Annotated in this window: 15 protein-coding genes; 12 read left to right on the top strand and 3 right to left on the bottom strand. The window is 33.6% G+C overall.

The genetic code is table 11. The annotated features are described in order from the left end of the window. Nucleotides 1-65 precede the first annotated feature (65 nt). Nucleotides 66-821: a hypothetical protein gene (locus tag DK508_RS09895; protein WP_109300605.1), complete on the top strand. Its 756-nt coding sequence runs from the start codon at nucleotides 66-68 to the stop codon at nucleotides 819-821. 641 nt (nucleotides 822-1462) lie between these two features. Continuing rightward, nucleotides 1463-1939, top strand: a complete 477-nt coding sequence (locus DK508_RS09890; protein WP_109300604.1) for a hypothetical protein — start codon at nucleotides 1463-1465, stop codon at nucleotides 1937-1939. A gap of 62 nt (nucleotides 1940-2001) precedes the next feature. Here the strand turns inward: DK508_RS09890 and DK508_RS09885 are convergent, their stop codons facing one another. The 3 genes from DK508_RS09885 to DK508_RS09875 form a co-directional block, all read right to left on the bottom strand. Next, entirely contained in the window at nucleotides 2002-2508 is a 507-nt protein-coding gene (locus DK508_RS09885; protein ID WP_109300603.1) for a ferritin, read from the bottom strand. A 95-nt stretch (nucleotides 2509-2603) separates the two neighbouring features. After that, nucleotides 2604-2915, bottom strand: a complete 312-nt coding sequence (locus DK508_RS09880) for a hypothetical protein (RefSeq protein ID WP_160114644.1) — start codon at nucleotides 2913-2915, stop codon at nucleotides 2604-2606. An 82-nt stretch (nucleotides 2916-2997) separates the two neighbouring features. Beyond that, complete coding sequence (locus DK508_RS09875; protein WP_109300601.1) at nucleotides 2998-3822, bottom strand: alpha/beta hydrolase; 825 nt, start codon at nucleotides 3820-3822, stop codon at nucleotides 2998-3000. A 194-nt stretch (nucleotides 3823-4016) separates the two neighbouring features. On the opposite strand from DK508_RS09875, the gene DK508_RS09870 reads away from it, so the two are divergent. The 10 genes from DK508_RS09870 (at nucleotide 4017) to DK508_RS09825 (ending at nucleotide 16246) form a co-directional block, all read left to right on the top strand. Further along, entirely contained in the window at nucleotides 4017-4463 is a 447-nt protein-coding gene (locus tag DK508_RS09870; protein ID WP_109300600.1) for a hypothetical protein, read from the top strand. A gap of 189 nt (nucleotides 4464-4652) precedes the next feature. Further along, entirely contained in the window at nucleotides 4653-5117 is a 465-nt protein-coding gene (locus tag DK508_RS09865) for a hypothetical protein (protein WP_200831863.1), read from the top strand. 61 nt (nucleotides 5118-5178) lie between these two features. After that, nucleotides 5179-6234 (top strand): hypothetical protein, encoded by a 1056-nt coding sequence (locus DK508_RS09860; RefSeq protein WP_109300599.1) that lies wholly within the window; start codon nucleotides 5179-5181, stop codon nucleotides 6232-6234. Between the two features lie 100 nt (nucleotides 6235-6334). Then, nucleotides 6335-7249 carry a nucleotidyltransferase gene (locus tag DK508_RS09855; protein ID WP_109300598.1) on the top strand — a complete coding sequence of 305 codons (915 nt, stop codon included), beginning with the start codon at nucleotides 6335-6337 and terminating at the stop codon, nucleotides 7247-7249. Further along, on the top strand, nucleotides 7239-8144 hold the full coding sequence (locus tag DK508_RS09850) for a patatin-like phospholipase family protein (RefSeq protein WP_109300597.1): 906 nt from the start codon (nucleotides 7239-7241) through the stop codon (nucleotides 8142-8144). The genes DK508_RS09855 and DK508_RS09850 overlap by 11 nt, the downstream gene beginning before the upstream one ends. Nucleotides 8145-8196: 52 nt before the next feature. After that, nucleotides 8197-8826, top strand: coding sequence for a hypothetical protein (locus DK508_RS09845; protein ID WP_109300596.1), 630 nt, complete (start codon nucleotides 8197-8199; stop codon nucleotides 8824-8826). Further along, complete coding sequence (locus DK508_RS09840) at nucleotides 8819-9196, top strand: mCpol domain-containing protein (RefSeq protein ID WP_109300595.1); 378 nt, start codon at nucleotides 8819-8821, stop codon at nucleotides 9194-9196. Before DK508_RS09845 ends, DK508_RS09840 begins: the two co-directional genes overlap by 8 nt. A 78-nt stretch (nucleotides 9197-9274) precedes the next feature. Next, a complete protein-coding gene (locus DK508_RS09835; RefSeq protein WP_109300594.1) occupies nucleotides 9275-11200 on the top strand; it encodes a hypothetical protein in 1926 nt (641 codons plus the stop codon). Between the two features lie 200 nt (nucleotides 11201-11400). Next, nucleotides 11401-11961: a hypothetical protein gene (locus DK508_RS09830; protein WP_109300593.1), complete on the top strand. Its 561-nt coding sequence runs from the start codon at nucleotides 11401-11403 to the stop codon at nucleotides 11959-11961. A 1780-nt stretch (nucleotides 11962-13741) separates the two neighbouring features. Then, nucleotides 13742-16246: a gliding motility-associated C-terminal domain-containing protein gene (locus tag DK508_RS09825; RefSeq protein ID WP_160114643.1), complete on the top strand. Its 2505-nt coding sequence runs from the start codon at nucleotides 13742-13744 to the stop codon at nucleotides 16244-16246. Nucleotides 16247-16364: the final 118 nt, after the last annotated feature.

The raw sequence follows: 16364 nt of genomic DNA, 5'->3' as shown, positions 1-16364 counted from the left end.
GCAATAGAACTGTAACATTTTGATGTAATAAGACTCTTATATTTAACCAGTTAAATATAAAAATCATGCAATCATCAATCAAAAAAATCAAATCGTTATCCTATCCAAATCTTTTTCTTTTACTATTTCTATTTTTCTTTTCTAGTACTGCTTTTGCTCAAAAAAAAGAGCTCTGGTTTGGAACCTACACCGATCAAAACGGGCAAACACACCAAGGCAGGTATAACATAATCAGAGATGGTAGGGCGTTAACCTCTATTACCCTCGCTGCGTATGGAAAATCTCCCATAGAATTTACTGTGATCAAAAACGACACAGTGCAAAGATTCGTAAAAATCTCTTGGCCCAATATGCCCAATCGTATTGCCACTCTTATTCAATACACTAATGGATATTATGCCGGAAATTTTGAAGATGGAACAAAAGTACTACCCATGGTCATTAAAGAATTTAACTATCAAGATGCACAATTACAAGGAAATTGGTTTAAACCAAGTGATATTGAGGTAAACATTATTGAAAACACTATTAAACTATTGGATTCTAAGAAAAGTTGGAATAAAAATGATACTAGAATATGTGAGTCTAATACTACTTATAGTTTATTTTGTGCGCTCTACGAATCGTCTATTGTTATTGATGGGCAATATCGCCATTTAAGGCCTGCTATAAAATTTGTACGCGAGGCCATACAAGAAAAATATCCTAAAAAATATGATCATGTTCTTGTAGACTTTAATAATGCCGAAGAAATATCGATACAAGAATTGCATGAAATTTTGAAGTTAGCCAAGCACAACTTGATTAAAGCGATCAAATAACTGTAGTTAACTACAAAAATGATATAGCCCTAACCTAAGTGACTAATGCATACTACATAGGGTACAATAGCGTATGTCTTTTCTTTTAAAAAAGAGGAATTACCAGAAGATAATCCCTCTAATCGATTTAAAAAACAAATAGCCAATATTTGTTATGTCTCTATTACTTACGAATCGCATAACTAGAAGCTTGTGGGAGTTGTCTTAAAAAATTTACAAAACTTGTAAGATTTAATCCAAAATGGGAGTATAGATTGTTCATGACGTGTGTGATTTAAGGTTCTTTGCTACTAAATTAACACGTTATCAACAAATTACCAAATATTATGTTTATTATATGTTAATAATTTGTTGAAATCATATTTTATTACGATTAAATGTGATTTAATTCACAATAAAATAAAAATTAACACGTATAAACTTACAATAATTGTTAATAACTATGTTAATAACTCCATTTTACTAATTTCGAGTACTCTCAAATTGTTGAAAACCATACTCAAAAACCCTAAAAATCAACAGCTTATTCACATTTTTGGTGCTTTATTAACACAAACCGCTGTTAATAACCGTAAACCATATCCAACAAAAACATCCATACCAACACTGTGACTACCTATTTTTTGATTTAAATTGCATGCATGAAAGCTGCTACTGCCAAAGAAATTAAAACCGAACTGTCACACTCCTCTCATCTCGAACTTATAGAGTTATGTCTAAGGCTCTCTAGATTTAAAAAAGAAAATAAGGAGTTACTTACGTATTTACTGTTCGAATCGTCTGATGAAGATGAATATATCGCTGGGATCCATACCGAAGTCGATGAGCAATTTGAAATTATCAATACTGCATCGTATCATTATATAAAGAAGAGTGTTCGTAAAATCTTACGAATGATCAAAAAATACATTCGCTATTCTAACAACAAAGAGACCGAGGTAGAGCTATTGATTTATTTTTGTAAAAAACTTAATGATTTTACACCCTATATTCATAAGAGTAGTGTTTTACAAAATATACGGGATAGAGAGATCCTATCGGTAAAAAAGAAAATCGGTGCATTGCACGAAGATCTACAATATGATTATCAACTAGAATTAGAATCGCTCTCCCTATAATTTCGTTTGGGAAACTACTAGTGAGATTTCATTACAAAAAAAGAAAGGTATCTGGGGGCGTATTATTCCTTTGGTATACGCTCGTCGATTAACTTTAAAGGTGCATCACCCATAAGATCGAACATATCCAGGATATCTCGTATGCTTTGCTCCTCTTCCATCTGTTCTTCTACAAACCACTGTAAAAAGTTTTCGGTACCAAAATCATTTACCTTACGGCATTTGGCAACTATCTTATATATAGATTGTGTTACCGAGATTTCTTGTTGCAATGCCAACTCAAACACTTCTTTTAAAGAAGCATACTCATGAGCAATATTAGTGACATCGGGAGAATATGCAGACCCCCCGCTATTATTAATAAAAGCAAAGATTTTCATCATATGCTCTCTTTCTTCTACAGATTGTCTATAAAAAAAGGAAGCACTACGTTCTAATCCACGTTGATCGCACCAGGAAGCCATTGCCAAATATACAGACGAAGAATGTTGTTCTTTTGCTATTTGTTGATTAAGCATATCCATAACCTCTAGATTAATGCTTATTTGTTGTCTTGCAATATTTTCCATAACGATACTCTTTAACTTTATTATAAAATTAAGGAAAATAAGGCGTTTAAAGGAATCAAGGGGGTAATTTATAGCCAGTCTAAATCTAAGCTAACCTAAGCAGTCAGGGCGGTACGCAATTCTATCATAGCAAAGGTACCTTGTATCAACTCTGTAAAATCCAAAACCTGCAAGGTATCTAATATAATCACATGCTCTTTATCACAAAAAGTAAGTAGTGTTACATCACAATGAGAAAGCATATACTCCAAATGATCATGACTAGATAATTGCTTTGCTTTGTACCGTAAACTAAGGAGTTGGCAAAAAGAAACCTTAACCATCTTGTGGCCAAAATCTATATAAAAACATCGATCCTTGGTAGATTGATACGATGTATAATAGGTTGATGTAAATAGTAATTCCATATTCCGGTGGCGAAAATAATCCTTATTTAGATTTAATCCAAATATAAAATGAATTTTTCGCTCATGGTATCCTACATCATAATTATATCGTTTGGTGTATCCAGGCAGTGATGGTGGTTAGTAATTTACCTTTCTCTACATCATTATGCAATTCGTGGTACCCATCTTTAAACAATACCAGCTCTGCTTGATCTGTTTGCGCCGCAAACTCTTGGGTAGCGGTATACGCTATGATTTGATCATCGGTACCGTGCAAAAGTAGCATCGGTTTTTGCAAAGTTGCCGCATGGGTTATCGCCCACTCCCCTGCTTCTATTATAGGAAACGAAAAATTAGGACTCACCTTATCATGCACCAAGGGATCGTTTTTATACTTTTCTACCTCTTCTCGTATTCTAGATATTGCGCTAACATCAAGACCAGAGGGTAGGGTTATCGAGGGTGCTATTTTTTGCATTAATTTGCCCATGGTCATTTTCCAGGCTGGGGGATTAAACGCCAATCGCAAAAATGGGCTGGTAGCAATGGCACCTGCCAGATTAGGCTGCCGTTTAAGCATATAATTAATAACCAGATTACCTCCCATACTATGGCCGTACAAAAATATAGGGCGCTCATTGGCGAGTTCTTGTGTTTTGGTCAACATCATATCCATCACCTGTAGGAGTGCATCATAGCTTGGGCAATGGCCTCGTTTACCGCTACTTTTGCCATGCCCAAAATTATCATAGGTGATTACCCCAATATGTTTGGCCAATAGCTCTGGGATCGCATAGGATGTATATCTAGAAGAGTGCTCCCCCATCCCATGCACTAATAATACTACTGCTTTACACTCATTAGGCACCCAATACTGTGCAAAAAGTTGATGCTTTTGGTACTCCAAATAGAATTCTTGATGTTGCATGGTTTAAATATACTATTTTATTGGTAAGCCTAGTTCTCCCCATTTTACAGCGCAATATTTTAAAAAAACTCACAAATTGTGGATTCCCGTAAAAAAATATTACTCAATAGCCGTAGTTTGGCCCCTAGGCAATAGCAAAATATATGTACTTTTACACATACACAGTTGTTAGCAACAAGCACAGATCTTAAAAAATGAAACTTAAAACAATAATATCTGCGGTTGGAATCCTATTATTTTTATTTAGTTGTAAAAATGAAAATAGATATAAGGACAAACTTGGAAATGAAATTACTAAAAAAGGTAATGAGACTTATATAATTCCTGCCAAATATGAAAAAACAGGAGCGTCATATAAAATCTTCTTGCGGAATGAAACTGACAAATCTGTTGTTATTAAAGGTAAAATTAAACTTAATCCAAACGAAGAGAAAATTCTCTCATTAATAGATACTGATTCTATTTTGTTTGACATCGGACCTGAAATTTATTTCGGAGAATATGGACTTGAAACTAAAGATAAAAAAGGACAATTAACTGGAATTGGTGGCGAATTTTGGGAAAATTATAACGTGTCTGATGATGTGGAATATGGATTCGTAATTGTAAAAGCAGGCAAAGGAAATATACCGACTAAATAAAAGCCAGTTGCTAACACCATATATGTGATCATAGCAGCTAAGTGATCAATCGAATGGTTATTGTATTTTTGGTAAGACGCAATGCTTGCAAAAAGTAAAAGTTAGCAACCAATGCGCAAGAAAAATCGAAAAGCAAGGTAACATTTTGCACAGCTACGACACATATACATACGTTAGGCACAATAAAAAATGAGTGAGGAAGAAAAAGTACCAAATCTTAATGCTGAACAAATAAGAGAAGGAACTCAAAAAGGACTAAAGAAATATGAAAATTTGAGTTTCATTGAGCAATACGCGATGTATATGGGAATGGCTCAAATACTTGAATTTGGACTTAAAAAGCTATTTGAACAAAAGTTTGAAGGAAATCTTGATGATATGGAAAGGTGGACTTTGGGAAAAACTAGAATTGAACTTGAAAAGAAAGGTTTAAGAGCGGACTTTATTGCTCTTCTCAAAGAAGTTGTTGATTCAAGAAATCATATAGCACACGAAATTTTAGCAAATGAAGCACTAATGAATGGAATGCTAAATAAATTAAATGTTCAAGGAAGGTTTTCTAAAAATCAGAGAATTTTATGGAAAGCAATAAAAGAACTTGAGCATATCTGCTTTCTGTTTGACTGGACGAATGAAAGTAATGGATGGGATTAAAAAACATAGCATATGCTATTTGTAATTGTGAATTTGCGTCACAACAAAATAAAGAATCAATTTGAGAAATAAACTGGAAATAAGTAAAACCATTACAAACGAAAAGGGAAAAATTATCTTTTTTGGCTTACAACATTTCCTAGATGATATAACTCACGGTAACTGTTGTTTTATCTGTGGAGCAAAACCTGGCTCAAAAGAATTCAATGATGAACATATAATACCAAATTGGATTTTAAAAAAGTATAATCTTCATAATAAATATATAACTCTACCTAATGGAACAAAATTTAAGTATGGTCAATATACAGTTCCCTGTTGTGAGGAGTGTAATTCCGAATTGGGCAAAACTTATGAAGTACCAATAAGTAAATTACTAAACAAAACTTATTTAGAAATCTTAGAAGAAATAAATAAAGACCCAAAAATTCTTCATTTTTTATTTAAATGGTTATGTCTAATTTTCCTTAAAACTCATTTAAAAGATAAAACATTATTGTCTGAAAGAGACATAAGAATTGATGCTGGATTTTTATCGGACAAATATTATTGGGAAGAAATGCACCATATACATTGTATCTCAAGAAGTCATTACACTAATGTCAAAATTGATTACAATGTTTATGGGACAATATTTATTGTCCCTGCTATGGCAATTGAAAAAGCGGACGGATTTGACTTTATGGATAATGAAGTTAGTAAAACTATTATGCTACAATTAGATGAATTCTGTATCATTTCAGTATTAAACGATTCTTGTGCTGGTTTTACTTTGTATAATGATAACTTTTCAAGAATTGGAGGTCCATTATCACCTTTTCAAATAAGAGATATTTTTGCTCATTTGAGTTTTATTAATATTAATCTAAAAGAAAGACCAATATATTTTTCTCTATTTAATAGTTCTCTTAATGAATATAAAATTAAAGCAACTATGCCTAAGTTGGTCGAGTTATTAGACGAAAAAGAACGTTTTATTTCTTCAGGACAACTGTTAAGACAATTTGTTGAACCAATGATTGGCGAAGTCCAAAACAAAAAACAAATATTGAAGGAAATTGAAGAAAACAAAAGGAACTATCTATTTGATAATAATGGTAACTTTATTAAAAATTAATTATAAAAACTGTGCCTAACAGTTTGTATATTTCATTTGCTCCCTTCGGGAAGCAAACGCAACATACAAGAGACGTTATCTGTAATTAAAACAACCATTAATGCCAATACCTGAAAGACAATTAAAGACATGGTCTAATCAAGGAGCAGTTCAATCATCTGCCGCAACACATAAAAGCGTAGAAAACTGTATAAAAAAAGTAAACTGGAATGATGATGTTAATTACGTTACCTATTTGCAAGGCTCTTACCCGAACTATACTAATATTTATGGTAATAGTGATGTTGACTTGGTGGTTGAGTTCAGGTCAATTTTTTCTAAAAATCTTTCTGCACTAACAGAATCTCAAAAAGAAGAATACAGAGCTAATTATAAACCTGCAAAATATTCTTTGGCAGCTTTTAAAGCCTCTGTTGTAAAGCAATTACAAGAGTGTTATGGTAAAAATAATGTTGTTGTAGGCAATAAAGCAATTTTAGTAAAAGGTGATGGTAGCCGTCTTGATTGTGATGTTCTGGTCTGTAACCCATACAGAAAGTATATTTCATATTCGTCTAGTAATGAAAACTATATTGAAGGGATTTTATTTGAGACCGAACATGATTCTCCTTCAAAAACAATCATCAACTATCCCAAGGTTCATTTAAAGAATGGTAGTATTAAAAATCGACACGAAAACACCAATGGGAATTTTAAACCATCCGTTCGTGTATTGAAGAATATGAAGGCAAGCATGGTAGATAAGAATTATATAACTAAAGAACTTGCACCTTCTTACTTCCTAGAATGTCTTATTTATAATTCTCAAAATTCGAATTTCCGACAAAGTTCCTATGGGGATATTACCGTTTCAATAATTAATCAATTTAGTGCTGATTTAAAAAATGGAAAAATGGCTAATTACTTGGTTCAAAACGAGCAACGAAAACTATTTGGATCTGGAGACCAACAATGGAATATTGATGACGCTACAACTTTTGTAAATCAACTAATTAGATTTTGGAATGAGTATTAAAGTATTAACTCTTGACGGTGGTGGCTCTAAAGGAATTTATACGATTGGCGTTTTAAAAGAGCTTGAAAAGAATTTAGGTCAAAAAATAGGTGAATATTTCGATTACATCTACGGAACAAGCACAGGTTCAATAATTTGTGGGTTACTAGCAATTGGAAAAACAGTTGATGAAGTAGAGGGAATTTATTTAGAAATGATTCCAGAAATAATGAAGGAATCAAAAGCTAAAAAAAAGAGCAAAAAACTAATTGAACTGGGCTCGAAACTACTTGGAGGAATTAAGTTTGGAAACTTAATCTGTGATATAGGAATCGTTGCTTTAAACCATGAAACCTTAGAGCCTTTAATCTTTAAGTCGAATATTAAGCAGGCTCATGGTTCTACTGGTTCTTTTATTCCCGGATTTGGGTGTAAACTATTAACAGCAATCCTTGCGTCATCTGCAGCTTACCCAATTTTTAATCCTGTTGTTGTTAAAACAAAAAACAGAGGTAATATTAAAACAGTTGATGGGGGATTTGTAGCAAACAATCCTTCATTATATGCATCAATAGATTTAACAAAAAATTACGACCAAAAAGATATTAAGATGTTGAATATCGGAACGGGAAAATTTTTGGAAAGACTAGATGGAATTTTACCAAAGATTATAAATCGGTTCGGTATTACTAGGTTTTTCTTTACTGAAATATACACATCTAGCACAAATACTAACTTCAGGTTACTAAAGTTGATTTATCCAGAAATAAATGTTTTACGCATAAATGATTCATTCATGGATATTTCAACAAATATGACGGAAAAAGATATTAGTATTCTATCTAAAGTACTTCAAAAGGGCCAGTTTAGTTATATCAATTTTGAAAAGGAAATCACTGAATTGTTTAAAAATTAAAAAAAAAACTTACGTTCCATTTAAAAATTGTCAATTGTTATAAACACGAAAAATGAAGAAAGATGAATTAAAGCTAATTGTAACTATTTCAATTGCATTAGCGACATTAATTGGAGTAGTATACATAGTTATACTAGATAAAAGATTTAATCTAACTGATGGATTAAGAGCTATTAGTTTTGGGATAACTATTACAACATTATTTTGGGCATTTTACTTTTCATATGGATGGAAATGGTGGATGTTAAATAAAATATTTTATCGACCAAACCTAAGTGGTACATGGTCTGGCACACTAAAGTCAGATTGGGAAGATGAAAATGGAGAAAAAGTTGGAGATATAGAGTTTTATCTTGTTATAAGACAAAGCTTTTTAAGAATTCATTTTACAACTTTTACAAATTCGTTTATTGGTATTTCATACTCGGAAACCATGGCTCTGAAAAAAGAAACTGGCCTAAAAAACGTAGCTTATTTGTATCGTAAAGAAACAAGCCAAGATGACAATGAAATTCTTCAAGAAGGAGCTACTGAACTTAGACTAATTGATTCAAATCCTAAAGAATTGATTGGGAGATATTGGAGCAACCAAAAGACCAATGGAAAGATTAATGTTTCCTTTATTTCAAGCGAAATTGTAGATTCTTTTAATGATGCTAAATCTTTGAAAAATTATGGGTAATAATATATTTATTCGATTAGATGTAGACAATGCAGGTGACAGCATTGAATTAGCTTTGTTAAAATCTGACCCTAAGAAAGCTCAGCGCGTGCATGATTCGATTCAAGAAAACATCAATTTAATCGTAGAGATGATTCACGAAAAGCATACAAGAACAGTACTTATGAAAGGGTCTGACGATATTTTATTCTCGGTTAATAAAAATGAATTCGATATAAATTTCTTAAAAAAAATCAAATCGGAATTTAAATTGAGAACAGGCTTCTCTATTAGTATTGGAATTGGGTCAACTATAACTCAATGCTTGTTGAACTTACGGATTGCAAAAGTATCAGGAAAAGATAAAATAGTAGAAAATAAAAACAGATAACAAAATGTATAGTGCATAGCTACCCTGCGGGATAGCAACGACACCATACATAGAACGTTAACAGTAATTTGAAAAAATTTGAGTTCAAAAGAATTTAATAGAGTAGTTTTTTATTCAAAAGAGGATATGGCAATAGGCCATAGCCTTATAAAAGCTGAAAAGTTATTAGACGACTATAATTCCGAACAAATCTTCACTATTAATGACTTACTTGAATATTACAACATCAAAATATATTTTGAAAATGACTTTTTTTTGACAAAATGGGATGAATCAAAAAAAAATAAATACTTAAAAACAGTAGAATTAAATTGGAACCTATTAAAGCAAAAGCTACTGCAAATTTCTGACTCCAATATTGAAGAAATATTAAACGAGCTAGAATATAATTATAAAAGCAATTTTTGGGACTTAATTCATAAGTTAAGTGTTTTTAAAAACATTTCTCAATCAAAATTTAGTGAAATTTTAAATGGATTCTCTTATCACATAAATTATATACTTCCTCAAAAAAATATTGTCCAAAAATTCAATAAAGAAATAAAGTGTTTTTTATTGAGCTATGAGAAATCTGCAGAAATTATTTTATCTCAATTTGAAGAAAAAACAAATAAAAAATTAATTAAAATTTTTTTTCCCAAAAGCCTAAGCTATTCCGATAAGGAATACATAATCGATAAGTATTTAGATTATGATGATGCAAATTTTAACTACATAAGACTAGTAGAGAGGTCGAAAGATTCAAATGATTTAAAACTCTCAGACAAAACAAGACATAAAGCAAAGAAAAAATCAAAAGAACAAAACAACGAGATACTAGAAAAAGGTCATACTTGGAATATTAGAGTACAAAGCGGTCTAAGCAAGGATCAAGATGAACCTGTAACTTTTAAAAATAATGAAGGATTATTCGAAGCAACTTATAGTGAAAAGTTCCTTGATAAAATTGATGACGAAATAAGTCTATTCAATATGTTTAAACATTTATTTAATTATACTGATGAAACTTCATTAATAACTTTAGTAAGTAAAAAAAGTGAGTTAGACGTAATGGAACGTGTTTTTATGAAATCAAAACACGAATATGAAACAGGACAAGTCTTTACAAAAAAGGAAATGCTTTCAACATTACAAATTCATCTTTTTGACAACTATCTAAGAAGAAAAGATTCTGGAATTGAGCAGCTCATAAATTCATTCATTTCGCATCTGAATGAACTACTCATTTCAAATAAATTAGTATTTCAAATCAGAAATTCCGATTCTGAGTACATTGGAAAAATACGAACTATTTTACCTGATTTTGATTTTCTTCTAAAACAATACAAAAATTTAGCTGATGACGGAAGTATTGATTTAGAGTTATTACAAATGAGTTCAAAAGCTATTGGTTTTAGTCAAATTACAAGTCAAGTGAAAAGTAAATATATTTACTCAAACGATAATTTGATATTACAGCTTAAACATCTATTCTTTTCAGACCAAAGTCATTTATTCTATACAGAATCTTATGGAACAAAATATAAAAACTTATTTGATTTAATTACTCAAGAAAATGTAACTCTTGATGATTTTGCTAACTATCAAAAAGATACAATACAAAATCTCATAAGAGATGGTTATCTAAAAATCAACCAAGAAAACAAAGTTGAAATTGAAAGAATAACATTAATTTATGTAATTAGAGAACTTCACAGAAATGAATTGTTAAATTATTGGCACTACCCAAAGTTTGTGAGGAATGAAATTGATCTAATGATTAAAGAAAAAAAGCTTTTGACAGAGGATACCCTTTTTTCAGAAGAAGAAATCAAGTACTTAAATTTTTATCTAAACAAAAAGATATATACAAATGGTTATGATTTGAGAAATAAGTACTTGCACGGAACCAACGTTCAATCTGAACAAAAACATAAAAACGATTATTACTTAATCCTAAAAATAATAACCCTTACCTTATTGAAAATTGAAGATGATATCTTAATAAGAAAGAACTACTGCTAACAATGTATAAGAAAACACAAAGCTTTTAGGATTAATCAAAAGATCTGTGTTTATTTACAAAGACCGCCAAATTTTTAAATTTAGCTTTTAAAAATGATAAGCTAAAAACAAAATATAAAAATTCGGCTCCGTGTTAATTCAAAAAGCTAGTGTCTATTTACACGCAACGATATCATACACAAATATTTAGCTACAATTTGATGACAATATACGAGCACATAGAAAAAATAAGAAATGACAAGTTAATAAGCCAAAACTTTATTAACTCGGTTAAATATGAAAAAAGCCCTAACATAGATGTTATTGATAATAATATTAAAACCCGTACAGAAATAGTTGAGCTGTTATTGGCCGATTTTTCAAATAAAGACATAGACTTAATTAGGTTTCTATTTGACGAAGAATTCAAATGTGCGCAAGAAACAAGAAGACAATATAATCTTTATCAACTCAGTTTTTATTTATATAATCTAGGAAATTTGCAAGATATATATCGAATTTATGCTGCTAAATATAAAATCATGGATATGGACATTGCGACTATGATGGACAGAAGCATGTTATACATGAATCATAAAATAGATAGTGTAATCGAATTTGTTGAAAATGATTTTAAAACCAAAGATGGTGTAAAGGCTAAATATCCTGAAATTCTTGACGAATTATATGACCTCAAACAAGAACCAGACTATGAAAATGAAGAAGCTTATAATTTGTTCATTCGAGGTTATTTTTATGGTCACAAAAATATATCTCCCTAAGCATTACTTATAAAGTAATGATAATCAATTGCGCCAGAATTTCCATATCTTAAATTCACTTGCATTAATTATCTTTAGCAACTGTACGAAAGTACCTATGTACTTTCTAGGAACTAACCATACACTTAACACTATATACAATTATAAGAGACTATTACATGGTATTAGGTTTTCAGCAAATCGAAATAGCTTACAAAGTTTAATTTTAATATAGCCCCTTACAAAACAAGTGAATTGTATGATGCTAGCCTAAAGATATCTTCAACAACCAAATATCGTATCTCCTTATTCCTTCAAATAAAATTATTCTAAAAATAAATTCAGAAGCTAGCTCGAGCTTAGCCTTAGAGCATTTAATCTCGATCGAGTAAAATACCTTGCTGCCGGGTGGATTCCCTTTTTCTACATCCCTAAAAACTTTGTTTTTGTCCCATTTTTAATGGAGTTCTAACACTTTTTTTTGAATGTTTCTTGTTTGTGTTTCATTTTCGCAGAATATCAATATTAAAAAACGATAAACCAAAGAAAAAAAGATATCGAGAACATCTAACATTCTTGAGGGTAGCGCCAAAATGAACGCATATTACTGTTCTGTATGTAGTAGTACTCTTGATCCGGACCACCATTTTCGATTGAAAAAAACATAATAACCAAAAAACTTAAAAAAGTCATGAAAAAGCAAATGTTAGTGCAATTAAAATTAATGCTATTTCTTTTTTTAGGCTTGCTGACAACAAAGACCTATGGACAGCAACTTGATGGACCACCTATTGCGGGAGAATTTAGATCAAATTTAGGAAAAGCAACAAGCATGTCGGCAGATGGTAATATCATCGCAGCAATAACCAATGATTTTAGGATGCAGAGGAGTACTATACGTGTTTATGAAAAACAGAGCCGGCATAATAGCTTTTTCTGGATACAGATAGGGAGTAGTATTATTGAAGAAGGAATCATATCATCAGACGGAACAACTTTATCAACGGCTATAAGCTTATCAAACGATGGTTCACGATTAGCTGTGGGTAATAAAAGCGTTCAGGGAGATGTTGGCCGTGTGCGTGTATTTGAGAGAGATGGTAATTCCTGGGTACAAATAGGTTCGGATATTCTCGGTAAACAAGCAGGAGAGCGATTTGGATTAGACGTAAGCTTATCGGGAGATGGTAATTCAGTGCTTGTAGGAGCACCGTTTTACGATCGTGATGGTACTAACCAAGACCCCGGTCTGGAAGGCCGTGCAGAAATGTACACCTTAGATGGTTCAAATAACTGGATTCCCGGTGATGAAATTTTCGGTCAGTCACATGATGAACATTTGGGAACGAGCGTAGATATATCTGATGATGGAAATACCTGGGCTGTGTTATCTCTTAATCTTTTTAACAGGGAGCCTCAGTGGGAAGGAGATACTCAAGTGGCTATAGGTATTTATGAATACATTAACGGGTCTTTGGATCGAACAGCTTATTTTGAAGGTGAACAGGGGCATACGCTACGTGATGGCATAGGGGGATCCGTCGATTTAACCGGAGATGGTAAAGCTTTTGTATTCTCGTGGATGCGTATTTTTCGAGAAAATGGGCACGTATGGGTGTACAAAAAAAACACGGCTAACCAGTGGGTTCGTAGTGAAATTTATGATGGTAATAATGAGCGGGAAGGTGATTTTGGATTCGGATTAGCCTTGTCTGATGATGCAAAAACCCTGGCTATTGGGGAGCCCGGTGTTTCTATCAATCACAGTAATCATGGCAGGGTATTGGTCTATAAATATGAATTGAATTCATGGCAGTTGGCAGCTACATGGGAAGGAGAACATTTAGGACATCGAATAGGCATGGTTAATGCGCTTCGTTTGTCTTCGAACGGTTCAAGATTGCTAATAGGGGAGTCAATTCATGGTGTTGACAATCAGGGATTTAATACAAGTACTGGTCGGGTAAGGATGTTTAATATCACTAGCAGTGAGGTTTCTATACAAGGTGCGCCGGCAAGAATAAATACTACAGATCCTTTTGAAGTTTCGTTTGCCTTTGATAATCCGGTTTCGGGTTTTGAGGTAAGTGATATTTTATCAAGCAATGCCACAGTCGATAATTTTACTGCGGTTAATGCATCTACATACACCGCTACCATTACACCTACAGATATATGCGGTAATAACGACATTACCATTAATGTCCCTGCAAATTCGGCAACCAATGTAAGTTCCAACCTCCCTATTTTAACAACGAAGCAGGTGGTTGTCAAGACCGGAGTTGTAGCAGCGGCCAAAGATATTACTGTACAATTGGGCGCTAATGGACTGGCGGCTATCGAACCGGAAGACATCGACAATGGTTCCGAGGATGGGGGTTGTAATACTACAGTAAGCTTAAGCCTGGATAGGGATACCTTTGATTGTAATGATATAGGCAATCCTGTAACCGTAACCCTTACCGCTACTCAGGGTAATAATTCAGATATGGCAACCGCCATGGTGACGGTTCAAAATAATATCAGCAGCCTTACTGCCATAGCCAAAGATATTACCGTACAACTGGACGCCAATGGACAAGCAACCATCAATCCCGGGCAAATAGACAATGGATCCGGAAATGGTTGTAACAACTCTGGCTTCATTTTTATAAGCCTGGACAGGAATACCTTTACTTGTAATGATGTAGGCAACCCGGTAACCGTCACCCTTACCGTTACCCAGGGCAATAATTCAGAAACAGCAACTGCATTAGTAACCGTGCAAGAGAACCCCAATGACTTGGTAGCCATAGCAAAAGATATTACGTTACAATTAGATGCCAATGGGCAGGCTACTATTACTCCCGAACAGCTAAACAATGGTTCGAGCTATGGCTGTGGTAACACCCCTACATTAAGTCTGGATAGAAATACCTTTACTTGTGATGATGCAGGTGATACAGTAACCGTTACCCTTACCGCTATCCAGGGCAATAATTCAAGTACAGCAACTGCTACAGTGACCGTACAAGAGAATCCGAATGATCTGGTGGCCATAGCAAAAGATATTACCATACAGTTAGATACCAACGGGCAGGTAACCATATCGCCGGATCAAGTTAATAATGGTTCCAACGGCGGTTGTAACAATAACCCGAATTTAAGTTTAGATAGAGATACTTTTACTTGCAGTGATGTGGGTACTCCCGTAACCGTGACACTTACAGCTACACAAGGTAGTACAACAGCCATGGCAACTGCTATAGTGACCATAGAAGAGAATTTAAACGGTGTAGTAGCCATTGCAAAAGATATCACCGTGCAATTGGATGCCAATGGGCAGGCCACTATTACTCCAGAACAGCTAAACAACGGTTCTTTTTATGGCTGTGGCAATAGCCCGAACTTAAGTCTTGATATAGATACTTTTACTTGTAACGATGTAGGCTCTCCGGTAACTGTTAGCCTTACCGCTACCCAGGGTAACAGCTCAAATACGGCAACCGCATTGGTAACCGTAGAAAATACCATCAATAGTCTTGTAGCAATAGCCAAAGACATTACGGTACAATTAGATGCCAATGGACAAGCAACCATTAATCCTGGGCAAATAGACAATGGTTCTGGAAGTGGTTGTAATAGCTCTAGTTCCATTTTTATAAGCCTGGACAGGAATACCTTTACCTGTAACGATGTAGGCAACCCGGTAACCGTTGTCCTTACGGCCACACAAGGTAGTGCAACGGCCACAGTGACCGCCCAGGTAACCGTGCAAGAGTATTTGGATAACCTGGTGGCCAAAACCAAAGATATCACCGTACAACTGGATCCCAATGGACAGGCCACTATTACTCCCGAACAGATAGACAATGGTTCAAGCTATGGCTGTGATAACAGTCCTACATTAAGCCTGGATAGGAATACTTTTACTTGTGATGATGCAGGTAATACAGTGACCATTACCCTTACCGCTACCCAAGGCAATAATTCAGATACAGCAACTGCCGTAGTGACCGTCGAAGCGACGACCGGGAATTGTGAATTTGAGCCCCTTGCGGATTTCAATAGAGGCATTTCACCAAACGAGGATGGTATTGCCGACACTTTAATTATTGAAGGGCTAGAACAATACAAAAACAATGAGGTTAAGATATACAACTTAAGTCAGCGTTTGCTGTATAGCTCCCATTATAGTGGCTCTGGCGATGGTTGGGATGGAACTCATAGGGGTGCCCTTGTCCCTGTGGGTTCCTACTATTGTATTATAGATTATAATGAACCAATGTTGGGCTACGAGGTGAAGATGATTTATATTAATTACTGATTGTTCCTCTAATCAAAAAGAGTTCTCTGATACCCGCGCCAGGACTCCCCTTTTTCAAGCAAAAAATTAAATACATATAAAATCGAAAATAATGAGAAACGTAATTCAAGATTCTTTT

The organism is Aquimarina sp. AU474 (genome assembly GCF_900312815.1).
Classification (GTDB): domain Bacteria; phylum Bacteroidota; class Bacteroidia; order Flavobacteriales; family Flavobacteriaceae; genus Aquimarina.
This window is presented reverse-complemented; position numbering and strand designations above follow the sequence as displayed.